The sequence below is a fragment of the Pseudomonas avellanae BPIC 631 genome (assembly GCF_000444135.1).
GTDB lineage: Bacteria > Pseudomonadota > Gammaproteobacteria > Pseudomonadales > Pseudomonadaceae > Aquipseudomonas > Aquipseudomonas avellanae.
The window spans coordinates 1-13,490 of sequence record NZ_ATDK01000582.1; the positions used below are offsets into that span (position 1 = coordinate 1).

The 13,490-nt window shown below is 60.8% G+C and carries 13 protein-coding genes; 10 read left to right on the forward strand and 3 right to left on the reverse strand.

The annotated features are described in order from the left end of the window. Positions 1 to 96 precede the first annotated feature (96 nt). The 3 genes from DW49_RS0127365 to DW49_RS0127375 form a co-directional block, all read right to left on the reverse strand. On the reverse strand, positions 97 to 951 hold the full coding sequence (locus DW49_RS0127365; protein ID WP_005619746.1) for a pirin family protein: 855 nt from the start codon (positions 949 to 951) through the stop codon (positions 97 to 99). A 193-nt stretch (positions 952 to 1,144) separates the two neighbouring features. After that, entirely contained in the window at positions 1,145 to 1,555 is a 411-nt protein-coding gene (locus DW49_RS0127370) for a PA2817 family protein (RefSeq protein ID WP_003382719.1), read from the reverse strand. A gap of 76 nt (positions 1,556 to 1,631) precedes the next feature. Further along, entirely contained in the window at positions 1,632 to 4,079 is a 2,448-nt protein-coding gene (locus DW49_RS0127375) for an acyl-CoA dehydrogenase (protein ID WP_024420322.1), read from the reverse strand. A 175-nt stretch (positions 4,080 to 4,254) separates the two neighbouring features. Between DW49_RS0127375 and DW49_RS0127380 the strand changes: the two genes are divergently transcribed. The 10 genes from DW49_RS0127380 to murB all read left to right on the forward strand — a co-directional run bounded on the left by DW49_RS0127380 (position 4,255) and on the right by murB (position 13,318). Continuing rightward, positions 4,255 to 4,878, forward strand: a complete 624-nt coding sequence (locus tag DW49_RS0127380; RefSeq protein ID WP_005619742.1) for a glutathione S-transferase — start codon at positions 4,255 to 4,257, stop codon at positions 4,876 to 4,878. Between the two features lie 167 nt (positions 4,879 to 5,045). Continuing rightward, a complete protein-coding gene (locus DW49_RS0127385) occupies positions 5,046 to 5,978 on the forward strand; it encodes an ABC transporter ATP-binding protein (protein WP_005619741.1) in 933 nt (310 codons plus the stop codon). Further along, a complete protein-coding gene (locus DW49_RS0127390) occupies positions 5,975 to 6,763 on the forward strand; it encodes an ABC transporter permease (protein ID WP_005619739.1) in 789 nt (262 codons plus the stop codon). The genes DW49_RS0127385 and DW49_RS0127390 overlap by 4 nt, the downstream gene beginning before the upstream one ends. Positions 6,764 to 6,900: 137 nt before the next feature. Then, complete coding sequence (locus DW49_RS0127395) at positions 6,901 to 9,117, forward strand: DNA internalization-related competence protein ComEC/Rec2 (protein ID WP_005619737.1); 2,217 nt, start codon at positions 6,901 to 6,903, stop codon at positions 9,115 to 9,117. 82 nt (positions 9,118 to 9,199) lie between these two features. Beyond that, positions 9,200 to 9,877 carry a MotA/TolQ/ExbB proton channel family protein gene (locus tag DW49_RS0127400; protein WP_003381119.1) on the forward strand — a complete coding sequence of 226 codons (678 nt, stop codon included), beginning with the start codon at positions 9,200 to 9,202 and terminating at the stop codon, positions 9,875 to 9,877. Then, positions 9,874 to 10,305: an ExbD/TolR family protein gene (locus DW49_RS0127405; protein WP_024420323.1), complete on the forward strand. Its 432-nt coding sequence runs from the start codon at positions 9,874 to 9,876 to the stop codon at positions 10,303 to 10,305. Before DW49_RS0127400 ends, DW49_RS0127405 begins: the two co-directional genes overlap by 4 nt. Then, positions 10,305 to 11,300: a tetraacyldisaccharide 4'-kinase gene (lpxK, locus tag DW49_RS0127410; RefSeq protein WP_005619735.1), complete on the forward strand. Its 996-nt coding sequence runs from the start codon at positions 10,305 to 10,307 to the stop codon at positions 11,298 to 11,300. Before DW49_RS0127405 ends, lpxK begins: the two co-directional genes overlap by 1 nt. Positions 11,301 to 11,317: 17 nt before the next feature. Next, the gene (locus tag DW49_RS0127415) at positions 11,318 to 11,503 is read left to right on the forward strand and encodes a Trm112 family protein (RefSeq protein WP_003381112.1); all 186 of its coding nucleotides are present in this window, start codon (positions 11,318 to 11,320) and stop codon (positions 11,501 to 11,503) included. Continuing rightward, the gene (gene kdsB, locus DW49_RS0127420; protein ID WP_005619733.1) at positions 11,500 to 12,264 is read left to right on the forward strand and encodes a 3-deoxy-manno-octulosonate cytidylyltransferase; all 765 of its coding nucleotides are present in this window, start codon (positions 11,500 to 11,502) and stop codon (positions 12,262 to 12,264) included. Before DW49_RS0127415 ends, kdsB begins: the two co-directional genes overlap by 4 nt. A gap of 34 nt (positions 12,265 to 12,298) precedes the next feature. After that, positions 12,299 to 13,318, forward strand: a complete 1,020-nt coding sequence (gene murB, locus DW49_RS0127425) for a UDP-N-acetylmuramate dehydrogenase (RefSeq protein WP_005619732.1) — start codon at positions 12,299 to 12,301, stop codon at positions 13,316 to 13,318. Positions 13,319 to 13,490 lie beyond the last annotated feature (172 nt).

A 13,490-nucleotide genomic window follows, 5' to 3' on the forward strand; every position in this document is an offset into this window, starting at 1 on the left:
CGCTTAAGTGAACAGCATTGATCGTCTGACCGGCCCTTTCGCTTGCTCATGAAAGGGCCGTTGAAGACAGCCGATAATGTTGACGGCTGGACTCAGTCAGGCCGTCAGACGATCTTCCCGGAAGTCACGCAGCGCCTGTTCGATCTCTTCACGGGTGTTCATCACGAACGGCCCGTATTGCACGATGGGCTCGCGCAGAGGTTTGCCTGCAATCAACAGCACTCGCGCACCGTGGATACTGCTGATCTGCAATTGACCTTCGCCAGACAGGCGCGCCATCTGGCGAGTACTCACGGCTTGCGGGCTGCCCTCGATCTCGATGCTGCCTTGGTACACATACAGCAACGCGAGGTGTCCTTCGGGCACCTGCGGGCTGATGCGACTGCCGGCAGGCATATGAAGGTCCAGGTACAGCGGCTCGGTGTCCGGGCGCTGCACCGCCCCGGCCTGTCGAACCGTGCCATCGTCGAAGTGCCCGGCGATCACCACCACCTGCACGCCGCCTTCGGTGGTCAGTCGAGGGACGTTCTCCGGCTGGATGTCCTGATAACTGGCTTCGTTCAGCTTGTTCTTGCCCGGCAGGTTCAGCCATAGCTGAAAGCCACGCATGGTGCCTTCTTCCTGTTCGGGCATTTCGCTGTGAATGATTCCGCGTGCTGCGGTCATCCACTGCACACCGCCGCCTTGCAGCAGGCCGACATTGCCCATGTGGTCTTCATGGCGCATACGCCCTTCAAGCATGTAGGTCACGGTCTCGAAGCCGCGGTGCGGATGGGGCGGAAAGCCCGCGATATAGTCGTCGGGCTTGTCCGATCCAAACTCGTCGAGCATCAGGAACGGATCGAACAGCTCGATGCCCCGGCCGCCGAAAACGCGCGTCAGTTTCACCCCTGCACCGTCAGAGGCAGGTTGGCCCGCCTGAATGGACAGCACTTTACGAAATTGAGTCATGTAAGCAGAACACTCCTTATCAGATGATCGTGATAATGAGTGTCATGGTATGCGGGTATGTTTGATAAACAGATTCAAATCCCGGGAGGGAATGATCGTATTTATCGATGTGTCGCCGAGTAATGCCTGGTTATCAACCAGAATAAACCTGTCCGGGAACAACCTCCGGGACAGGCTCAAATGTTGCGGATGATCAGTGCGTGCTGCCTTGCGCCGACATGGACAACAGCTGTTTTTCCTGATTCCAGTCAAACGGCTCGTCGTTCTGCTCGGCTTCGTAACGGCGCTCTTCCAGGGCCTGATACAGCTCGATTTCGTCATCTGGCATGAAGTGCAGGCAGTCACCGGCGAAGAACCACAGCAGATCGCGAGGCACGAGGTGCGCGATTTGCGGGTAGCGTTGAATCACCTGGCACAGAATGTCCTGGCCCAGGTACTGGCTTTCAATAGGGTCCAGCGGCAGTTGCTCGACCAGTTCGTCGAAGCGCTCCATGAACAGCGCGTGGCTTTCTTCCGGAACCTGCTCGGCCTCGCCCAGCGCGACCAGGATGCTGCGCAGGTGTGCCAGCAGGCCAAGTTGGTGATCGAGAGTGGCGTCGGCCATCGGGGTAATCCTCAAATGCAAAACAGGCGCGAGAGTATAAAGCTCTACGCGCCTGCTGTGTGGTGCGACCTGATGGTTAACGGATTTTGCCCGCTGCCAGGGTCAGTTCTTCCTTGTCGAAATCATCGACATCGATCACTTTGCGACGGGCCGCTTCGGCTGTGCGCAGTGTCTGTGCTTCGTCTGCCTGCAATACACCGATGCGCAATGCAGCGTCGATGGCATGCTCGCCGGCGATCGGTTTGACCTGGCCGCTCTTGAGCGCCACTTGGAGCTTCTTGTGCAACGGATAAGCAGCGCTCAGCAGGTCAATGGCATGTTGCAGTGCGCCCACCGGATCCTCCGCCGATTGCGGGCGATAGCAGCCTGCCAGCAACTCTTCCAGCGTCGGATCACCCTTGGCGCGCCCCAGCACCTGTGCGACTTCGGCATCCAGCTTGTCCGAAGGGCCTTTGTGACGACGGCCGAACGGAAATACCACTGCGCGCAACAGCCCCCCCATCAAGGGGTTGGGGAAGTTGCCGAGGATCTCGTCCATGGCGCGCTCCGAATGCCCCAGGCTTTCTTCCATGGCCCAGCGAAACAGCGGGCTCATGTGATCCGGCGAGCCGAGATCGTGATAACGCTTGAGCGCTGCCGAGGCCAGGTACATGTGGCTGAGCACATCACCCAGCCGCGCCGACAGACGTTCGCGGCGCTTCAGCTCACCGCCCAGCAGCATCATGCTCAAGTCCGCCAGCATGGCGAACGCTGCGGCCTGACGGTTCAGTGCGCGGAAGTAACCCTGGCTCAGGGCGTTGCCCGGCGCTCGTTCGAAATGGCCAAAGCCCAGGTTGAGAATCAAGGTGCTGGCGGCGTTGCTTACCGCAAAACCGATGTGTTTGAGCAGCAGGGCATCGAATTCGACCAGTGCCTGCTGCGTGTCTTCGCGCCCGGCCAAGGCCATTTCCTTGAGCACGAACGGGTGGCAACGAATGGCGCCCTGGCCGAAGATCATCAGGTTGCGTGAAAGGATATTGGCCCCTTCAACGGTGATGAAAATCGGCGCACCTTGCCAGTTGCGGCCCAGGTAGTTGTTCGGGCCCATGATGATGCCCTTGCCGCCATGCACGTCCATCGCGTGGCCAATGCACTCGCGGCCGCGCTCGGTCAGGTGGTACTTGAGGATGGCCGACAGTACCGACGGCTTCTCGCCCAGATCGACCGCGTTGGCGGTCAGCATGCGTGCGCTGTCCATCAGCCAGGCGTTGCCGCCGATGCGCGCCAGTGCTTCCTGAATGCCTTCAAAGGCCGATAGCGGCACATTGAACTGCTCGCGCACCTTGGCGTACTGGCCAGTCACCAGGCTGGTGTACTTGGCAGCGCCGGTGCCGACTGCCGGCAGCGAGATCGAACGGCCTACCGAGAGGCAGTTCATCAGCATCATCCAGCCCTTGCCGAGCATCGGCTGGCCGCCGATCAGGTAGCTCAGGGGCACGAACACGTCTTTGCCCGAGTTGGGGCCGTTCATGAACGCAGCGCCCAGCGGCAGGTGACGGCGGCCGATCTCCACACCCGGTGTTTCGGTGGGAATCAGTGCCAGGCTGATGCCCAGGTCTTCTTCCTCACCCAGCAGGTGTTCCGGGTCGTACGCCTTGAATGCGAGCCCCAGAAGGGTGGCTACCGGGCCAAGGGTGATGTAGCGCTTTTCCCAGGTCAGGCGCAGGCCGATGACTTCCTCACCTTGCCACTGGCCTTTGCAGATGATTCCCGTGTCGGGCATCGCGCCGGCATCGGAGCCTGCCAGCGGGCCGGTCAGCGCGAAACAAGGGATGTCTTCGCCACGCGCCAGACGCGGCAGGTAATGGTTGCGTTGTTCATCGGTGCCGTAATGCAGCAGCAGCTCAGCCGGGCCGAGGGAATTGGGCACCATCACGGTGGAGGCCAGGTCGCCGCTGCGGGTGGCCAGTTTCATGGCCACCTGGGAGTGAGCGTAGGCCGAAAAGCCCTTGCCGCCGAACTCCTTTGGAATGATCAGCGCAAAGAAGCCGTGCGTTTTCATGTGCGCCCAGGCTTCGGGGGGCAGGTCCATCGCCTGACCGATCTCCCAGTCGCTGACCATCGTGCAGAGTTCTTCGGTCGGGCCGTCGATAAAGGCCTGTTCTTCCTCGGTCAGCTGGACTTTCGGGTAAGCCAGCAGCTTGTCCCAGTCCGGACGACCGCTGAACAGCTCGCCGTCCCACCAGACCGTACCGGCATCAATGGCATCGCGCTCGGTTTCCGACATGGGCGGCAACACTTTCTGAAACCAGCTGAACATGGGCGCCGTGAAATGCTTGCGGCGCAGATCGGGCAGCACCAGCGGCACCAACACTGCCAGCCACAACACCCAGAACACAGTCAGCAGCCATCCTGGCGCGTGACTGAAAATGCCCATGGCCAGCAGATAGACGGCAACCACGCCCAGCGCCGGAAGCGGGGCGGTACGTCGATGAGCCAGCCAGGCAATGCCGACGACCAGCACTACAATCCACAACAACAGCATAAGTATTCCTCCGTGATGACAGCGGTCTTGGCAGCGGTCAAGAACTGGTCGCCAGGCAGTGTTGAGACGACATCGATAGTGACCCTCGGTTGACGAGGAAGTTGCCGCTGTATGGGGCGCAGTATAGGGGTAGACTGGCGGGCGATTAATTTTCAGTGACTGCGAGGGGAACGCAATGCTCAAGATCTGGGGACGGAAAAATTCCAGCAATATGCGCAAGGCACTCTGGATTGCTGAAGAAGTAGGCGTGCCCTACGAGACGCAGGACGCCGGTGGCGCGTTCGGGTTGGTCGACGAAGCAGCCTACCGCTCGAAAAATCCCAACGGCCGCATTCCCATGATCGAAGACGGCGATTTCGTGCTCTGGGAGTCCAACGCGATCGTGCGTTACCTGGCCGCCCGCCATGCCCCCGATTCTGACCTGTTCCCCGCGGATGTTCAGGACCGCGCTTCTGCCGACCGGTGGATGGACTGGACCACCTCGACCATCGCCGCCCCGTTCAGCCTGGTGTTCTGGGGCGTGGTGCGCACGCCGCCTGAAAAGCAGGACTGGCCGACCATCGAGCAAGGCATCAAAACGCTGCACAGCCTGCTGCTGGTCGCCGATGAGGCTTTGTCTCGTCAGCCTTATCTGTCCGGTGAGACCTTCGGCATGGGCGACATTCCCTTGGGGTGCTTCGCCTACGGCTGGTTTGAAATGCCGATTGAACGTCCGCCGCTGCCTCACCTCCAAGCCTGGTACGAACGCCTCAAGACGCGCCCGGCTTATCACAAGGCTGTCATGAGCCCGTTGACCTGACTGCTTTTCAAGGACTGGCCGGGCTTATGTCCGGCGCCTGATATTTACTATTAACAGATGTGTCTGTACTTGAATGACCCAGCCGCGCACCATGCCGACTGGAGCTTCACGACAGTTGGCTGCTTGCGGCCAGATTATTTCCTTTTCTGACGGGTACTTTCTCCGATATGTCTTCTGCTCTGTCCATTCGGCAGCTCACCAAAACCTACGGCAACGGTTTCCAGGCCCTGAGTGGCATTGATCTGGACGTTGCCGAAGGTGATTTCTTCGCTTTGCTCGGCCCTAACGGCGCAGGCAAATCCACGACCATCGGTATCATCTCGACACTGGTCAACAAGACCAGCGGCACGGTGAACATCTTCGGCCACGACCTGGACCGCGAACCCGCTGCACTCAAGCGCTGCATCGGCGTGGTGCCGCAGGAGTTCAACTTCAATCAATTCGAAAAGACCTTCGACATCGTCGTGACCCAGGCCGGTTACTACGGCATCCCGGCGAAAATCGCCAAGGAACGCGCCGAGCAGTACCTGACGCAACTGGGCCTGTGGGACAAACGTGACGTGCCTTCGCGCTCGCTGTCCGGGGGCATGAAACGACGCCTGATGATCGCCCGCGCGCTGATTCACGAGCCGCGCCTGCTGATTCTCGATGAGCCCACCGCTGGCGTGGATATCGAGCTGCGCCGTTCGATGTGGACGTTTCTCACCGAGCTGAACAAAAAAGGCATCACCATCATCCTCACCACGCACTATCTGGAAGAGGCTGAACAGCTGTGCCGCAACATCGGCATCATCGATCACGGGGTGATCGTGCAGAACACCGGCATGAAGCAGTTGCTCAGCACCCTGACCGTCGAAACCTTCGTGCTGGACCTCAAAGCCTCGTGGCAAACCGCGCCGCAGTTGCCGGGTTTCCCCAGCCGTTTGCTGGACAGCCACACCCTGGAAGTTCAGGTCGACAAAAATGTCGGCATCACCGCGCTGTTCAGCCAATTGGCCTTTCAGAACATCGAAGTGTTGAGCCTGCGCAATAAATCCAATCGCCTTGAGGAATTGTTCGTGTCGCTGGTGGAAAAAAACCTTGCGAAGGTGGCGCTATGACCGTGCAGAGCGGCGAGTTGCGCCCCAACCTGATTGCCCTGAAGACCATCGTGTACCGCGAGGTCCATCGTTTCATGCGGATCTGGCCGCAGACCCTGCTGCCGCCTGCGATCACCATGGTTCTGTACTTCGTGATCTTCGGCAACCTGATCGGCCGTCAGATCGGCGACATGGGTGGCTTTACCTACATGCAGTACATCGTGCCGGGGCTGATCATGATGTCGGTGATCACCAACTCCTATGGCAACGTGGTCTCAAGCTTCTTCGGTGCCAAGTTTCAGCACTCCATCGAAGAACTGATGGTGTCGCCGGTCTCGCCGCACACCATCCTGATCGGCTATACGCTGGGCGGCGTGTTGCGCGGTCTGATGGTGGGCTTCATCGTCACCATGCTGTCGATGTTCTTTACCGACCTGCAAGTGCACCACCTGGGCGTGACCATCATCGTGGTCGTGCTAACAGCGACGATTTTCTCGTTGCTGGGTTTCATCAACGCAGTGTTTGCGCGTAACTTCGACGATATCTCGATCATCCCGACGTTTGTGCTCACCCCGTTGACCTACCTGGGCGGCGTGTTCTACTCGATCAACCTGCTGCCGCCATTCTGGCAGACCGTGTCACTGGCCAACCCGGTCCTGCACATGGTCAACGCCTTCCGCTACGGCATTCTGGGCGTCTCCGACATCAAGATCAGCATCGCCCTGGCGTTCATGATCGTCGCGACCTTCGTGCTGTACTTCGGCTGCGCACGGCTGCTGGTGAGCGGGCGTGGTATGCGTCAGTAACAAAGTGGCTTGTGACCCGTCAGGCTGACGGGTCGACTGCTGGCCGAGGCCTGCTGCTCAAATCCCGCAACACACCATCACTTCCGACATTTCAAGATTGCGCTGATCCTTGAAGCTTTCCGCTTCAAGGAACCACCATGCGCACAGGGATGATCGCGCTCGCGTTGGGGCTTGTGGTCCTACGCTTTCTGCCCGCTTTGCCGCCGACGTGGCTCGTGTTGCTGATGCCGATACTGGCGTTGATGCTGCTGCCGTTTCGCACTTATCCATTGGCGCTGTTTCTGCTCGGCTTCACCTGGGCGTGTGTTTCGGCGCAGTGGGCGTTGAATGACCGTTTGCAGCAACGGCTGGACGGCCAGACGCTGTGGCTGCAAGGCAAAGTGGTCGGTTTGCCGAGCGTTGCCGAGGGCGTGGTTCGTTTCGAGCTGGAGCACGCCACGTCGCGGCGGGCGAAGCTGCCTGCGCTGATTCGTGTGGCGTGGTACGGCGGCCCTGAGGTGCGCAGCGGCGAGCGCTGGCGTCTGGCGGTCAAGCTCAAGCGCCCCGGTGGGCTGGTCAACCCTGATGCTTTCGATTATCAGGCCTGGCTGCTGGCCCAGCGCATCGGCGCGACCGGTACGGTGGTGGACGGTCGAAGGCTGGCGCCCGCGCATGCGGCCTGGCGCGACGGTATTCGTCAGCGTTTGCTGGCGGTCGATGCACAGGGCAGGGAAGGCGGGCTGGCCGCGCTGGTGCTGGGCGATGGCTCGGGGTTGTCGAGTGGCGACTGGCAGGTGCTGCAAGACACCGGCACCGTGCACCTGCTGGTGATTTCCGGTCAGCACATCGGCTTGCTTGCTGGCGTGATTTACGCGCTGGTCGCAGGTCTCGCCCGCTGGGGACTGTGGCCACGCGCTTTGCCCTGGCTGCCCTCGGCCTGTGCGCTGGCATTCATCGCTGCGCTGGGCTACGGATTGCTGGCCGGTTTCGAGGTGCCGGTGCGGCGCGCCTGTGTGATGGTCGGCATGGTCTTGCTGTGGCGTTTGCGCTTTCGGCATCTGGGCGTGGTCTGGCCGTTTTTGATTTCCTTCAACGCGGTGCTGATCGTTGAGCCGTTGGTGACGTTGCAGCCGGGTTTCTGGCTGTCTTTTGCAGCGGTCGGCATTCTGGTACTGATTTTCAGTGGCCGTCTGGGTAGCTGGAGCTGGTGGCAGAGCTGGACGCGCGCGCAGTGGCTGATCGCAATCGGCTTGTTGCCGATTTTGCTGGCGCTGAACCTGCCGATCAGCCTCAGCGGCCCGTTCGCCAACCTGCTTGCGGTGCCTTGGGTCAGTGTGATCGTCCTGCCGCCAGCGTTGATCGGGACGTTATTGCTGCCGTTTCCTGTTGTCGGTGAAGGCCTGCTCTGGCTTGCGGGGGGCGCGCTGGAGTGGCTGTTCGTGTTTCTCGGTTGGGTGGCCGAGGCCTTGCCCGCCTGGCTGCCCAGTGCGGTGCCTGGCTGGGCGTGGCTGTTGAGCCTGCTCGGGGCCTTTGTTTTATTGCTGCCCAAAGGTGTGCCGCTGCGCCTGTTGGGTTGGCCATTATTGTTGCTGTGCGTGTTTCCGCCGCTCAAGTCCGTGCCGATGGGGCAGGTCGAGGTGTTGCAACTGGACGTGGGGCAGGGGCTGGCGATTCTGCTGCGCACCCGCAATCACACGCTGCTCTACGACGCAGGGCCGCGTTTCGGTGAGTTCGATATAGGCCAAAGGGTGGTCGTGCCCGCGATGCGCAAGTCCGGTGTTCGCCATCTGGACTTGATGCTGATCAGCCATGCCGATGCGGATCATGCTGGCGGGGCGGCAGCGGTTCATCGGGCATTTCCGGTGAACCGAGTGCTGGGCGGGGAGCTGGCCCGGCTCGCCCCGCAACTCGATGCCCGGCTGTGTGAGAACAACGAGCGCTGGGAATGGGATGGCGTGGTGTTTTCCACCTGGCGCTGGGAGCAGGCGCCCGACGGCAATGCCGGGTCCTGCATGCTGAGCGTCGACGCCGGTGGTGAGCGTCTGCTGCTGACGGGCGACATTGATGTGCACGCCGAGCGTGCGGCAATGGACAGCGGTTTTGACCTTCGTGCCCACTGGTTGCAGGCTCCGCATCACGGCAGCCGCAGTTCATCCTCCAAAGTGTTTCTGCAGACGGTTGCGCCGGTGGGCGTGCTGATTTCCCGTGGGCAGAACAATGCTTTCGGTCATCCGCATCCATTGGTCATGTCGCGGTACCGATGGTTGGGAATTACCCACCATGACAGCGCCGAACTAGGTGCCATCAGTCTGCAACTGGGGGCGTTCGGCCAGCCTCGGGCGGAACGGGCGCAGCGGCGTTTCTGGCGTGACTGAGTGAAGGGATATCGATCGAGGCGTTCGGCACTTGGCGACCCCTATGATAGAGTGGCGCCAATTTTTCGAGGGAGTGATCACTGTGTGGGAACTGGTCAAATCGGGTGGCTGGATGATGCTGCCGATCATTTTGAGCTCCATCGCCGCTGCCGGCATTATCATCGAACGCCTGTGGACCCTGCGCGCCAGCCGCATCGCGCCGCCGCATCTGCTGGGTCAGGCGTGGCAGTGGATTCAGGAAAAGAAACTCGATAACGAAAAACTCAAGCAACTGCGCGCCGACTCGCCGCTGGGCGAAATCCTTGCCGCTGGCCTGGCCAATTCCAAGCACGGTCGCGAGATCATGAAGGAATGCATCGAAGAGGCCGCAGCTCGTGTCATCCATGACCTGGAGCGCTACCTGAGCGCGCTGGGCTCTATCGCAGCGATGGCCCCGTTGCTCGGTTTGCTCGGTACGGTGCTGGGCATGATCGAGATCTTCGGTTCGTTCAACAGCACCGGTGCAACGGCCAATGCCGGTGTGCTGGCGAGCGGTATCTCCAAGGCATTGATCTGTACCGCATCGGGCCTTATCGTGGCAATCCCGGCGATCTTCTTTCACCGCTTTCTGCAAAGTCGTGTCGATGAGCTGGTGGTCGGCATGGAGCAGCAGGCGATTCGTCTGGTTGAAGTGGTGCAGGGTGACCGTGATGTCGATCTGATCGACGCCAAGATCGACCTCAAATCGCTGGCCAGGGCAGGCGGGAGCAAGAAAAAGTGAAATTTCGCCGCCGCAGGCCCCGGGAAAACATCGACATCAATCTGGTCTCGCTGATCGACGTGGTGTTCATCCTGCTGCTGTTCTTCATTGTGACCACCACCTTCACCCGTGAAACCCAACTGCGGGTGGACCTGCCGCAGGCCGTCACCGGCACGCCCGAGGTGGACGCGGCTGCGAAGCATCTGGACATCGCCATCAATGCAGACGGCATTTTTTCCCTGAACAACCAGCTCTTGCCGAAAAACGATCTGGCGACCTTGATCGACGCGCTGCAACGCGAGTCGGTGGGCGATACCAGCCTGCCGCTGTCGATCAGTGCAGACGGCAAAACCCCGCATCAATCGGTCATCACCGCGATGGATGCGGCGGGCAAGCTGGGTTTTAGTCACCTGCGCATGACCACTGTCGAGGCCACACCGGCTAACTGATGGCACTTACCGACCGCTTGCTTGATGCCTGGTACAAGGGCCACCCTGCGCTGACGCTGCTGCGGCCACTCGAAAGCCTTTATCGACGCGTCGTGGACGGCAAGCGGGCGAAGTTTCTGGCCGGCGAGGGCGATATCTATCGGGCGCCGGTGCCGGTCATTGTGGTGGGCAACATCACGATTGGCGGCACCGGCAAGACACCGCTGATTCTGTGGATGATCGAGCACTGTCGGTGCAAGGGACTGCGTGTCGGCGTGGTCAGTCGCGGCTATGGTGCCAAACCGCCAAGCCTGCCCTGGCGCGTTCAGCCTGACCAGAGTGCCAGCGAAGCGGGTGACGAGCCGTTGCTCATTGTGCAGCGCAGTGGCGTGCCGCTGATGATCGACCCTGATCGCAGCCGCGCCGTACAGGCTTTGCTCGCTGCCGAGCCGCTGGACCTGATTCTTTCCGACGATGGCCTGCAGCATTATCGCCTGGCCCGTGACCTTGAGCTGGTACTGATCGACGCTGCCCGCGGCCTTGGCAATCGCCGTTGCCTACCGGCCGGGCCTCTGCGCGAGCCGGTCGAACGGCTGAACAGTGTCGACGCCTTACTGTACAACGGCGCGACGGCGGATCGTGATGACGGCTACGCCTTTACGCTCAAGCCCTCGGCGCTGATCAACCTGCGCAGCGGCGAGCGCCAGCCGGTCAGCTATTTTCCGGTCGGACAGGCGCTGCACGCTGTCGCCGGAATCGGCAACCCTCAACGTTTCTTCAACACCCTCGAAGGACTACACTGGCGACCGGTGACTCATGCGTTCGCCGACCATGCGCTCTACAGTGTGCAGGCGCTGACATTCGCACCCGCATTGCCCTTGGTCATGACCGAGAAGGATGCGGTGAAATGTCGTGCTTTCGCAGCGGATGACTGGTGGTATCTGGCAGTCGATGCAGTACCGTCCGATGCCTTTGTCGGCTGGTTCGATGAGCAGCTGTTACGTCTTTCTCCATGATTGCTTCAGGATCTCCTATGGACACCAAATTACTCGACATCCTCGCTTGCCCGATCTGCAAGGGGCCCTTGAAGCTCAGCGCCGACAAGACCGAGCTGATCAGCAAAGGCGCAGGCCTTGCTTATCCGGTTCGCGACGGCATCCCGGTGATGCTTGAAAGCGAAGCGCGCACCCTGACCACCGATGAGCGGCTGGACAAATGACGGCAGCGTTCACCGTTGTCATCCCGGCGCGTTACGGCTCCAGCCGCTTCCCCGGCAAACCGCTGAAAACCATTGCCGGCAAACCTATGGTTCAGCTCGTCTGGGAGCAGGCACGCAAAAGCAGCGCCGAGCGCGTGGTGATCGCCACCGATGATGCGCGCATCGTCGAGGCTTGCCGCGCATTTGGCGCTGAAGTACTGCTGACCCGCGAAGACCATAATTCCGGTACCGACCGGCTGGCCGAGGTGGCCACGCAACTGGGGCTGGCAGCTGACGCGATTGTGGTCAACGTTCAGGGCGACGAGCCGATGATCCCGCCTGCGGTGATCGATCAGGTGGCGGCCAATCTGGCGGAGCATCCCGAGGCTGGCATGGCGACACTGGCCGAGCCTATCGACGATGTGGCTGCGCTGTTCAACCCCAATATCGTCAAGGTCTCGACCGACATCAATGGCCTGGCGTTGACGTTCAGTCGCGCGCCGTTGCCCTGGGCGCGTGATGCGTTGGCCAGAAGCAAGGACGAGTTGCCTGCCGACGTGCCGTATCGTCGTCATATCGGCATCTATGCCTACCGTGCGGGCTTTCTGCATGACTTCGTCAGTTGGGGGCCATGCTGGCTGGAAAACACCGAAAGCCTCGAGCAACTGCGTGCACTGTGGAATGGCGTACGCATCCACGTCGCCGATGCACTTGAAGCGCCACCGGGTGGTGTCGATACGCCTGAAGACCTTGAGCGCGTAAGACGCCTTCTGGAGGCGTGATGCGGGTTATTCAGCGGGTGGGGAAGGTAAGGGCATGACCTTGCACGTGCAATCTGCGGTTTCCTTGAAGCCGTTCAATACCTTTGGCGTTGATGTTCAGGCGCGGTTGTTTGCCCAAGCGCGCAATGACGACGAAGTTCGTAAGGCTCTGGCTTATTCGGCCAAACATGACGTGCCGCTGCTGGTGATCGGCGGCGGCAGCAACCTGCTGCTCAGTGGTGATGTGCAAGCCTTGGTGCTGCGCATGGCCAGCCGCGGAATTCGCATCGTGCGCGAAGATTGCCTTGAGGCGATTGTCGAGGCGGAGGCGGGCGAGCCCTGGCATCCGTTTGTACAGTCCTGCCTGGAACTGGGGCTGGCGGGGCTTGAAAACCTCAGTCTGATTCCCGGCACTGTCGGCGCGGCCCCCATGCAGAACATCGGTGCTTATGGCGTCGAGATCAAAGACGTTTTCCACAGCCTGACGGCGCTGGATCGTGAAACGGGTGAGCTGCGCGAGTTTGCTCTGCAGGACTGTGCGTTTGGCTATCGCGACAGCGTATTCAAGCATCAGGCCGGACGCTGGCTGATCCTGCGCGTGCGCTTCAAACTTTCGCGCGAAGCCAATCTGCACCTTGAATACGGGCCGGTTCGTCAGCGTCTCGACCAATTGGGTATCGATAAACCGACCCCCTTCGATGTCAGCCGGGCAATCTGCGCCATTCGCAGTGAAAAGCTGCCTGACCCAGCGGTGTTGGGCAACGCGGGCAGCTTTTTCAAGAATCCGCTGGTTGCTGCCGAGTTGTTTGAAGCGATCAAAAGCCAACATCCGGGCGTGGTGGGCTACCCACAGGCCGACGGCCAAGTGAAGCTCGCAGCGGGCTGGCTGATCGAACAGGCTGGCTGGAAAGGCTACCGTGACGGCGACGCTGGGGTGCACAAGCTCCAGTCGCTGGTGCTAGTCAATTACGGGCACGCCAGCGGCTTGCAGTTACTAAACCTGGCGCGCCGTATCCAGGCTGACATCGTAGAGCGTTTTGGGGTTGAGCTGGAGATGGAGCCGAACCTCTACTGAGGTCTGACGGCCACCCTTGCAGGGAAACCGGGCGACGCATTGCTCGTCCGCGATCTTTGGTAATGTAGGAGCGGACTTGTCCGCGAAGGGTTGCGGACCCAAAACCGGCCATCTTGGTTGTATCTGGTGCACCGAGGCAGCTGGTTTTGCTGCCGGTTCCCGGCAGTTCGCG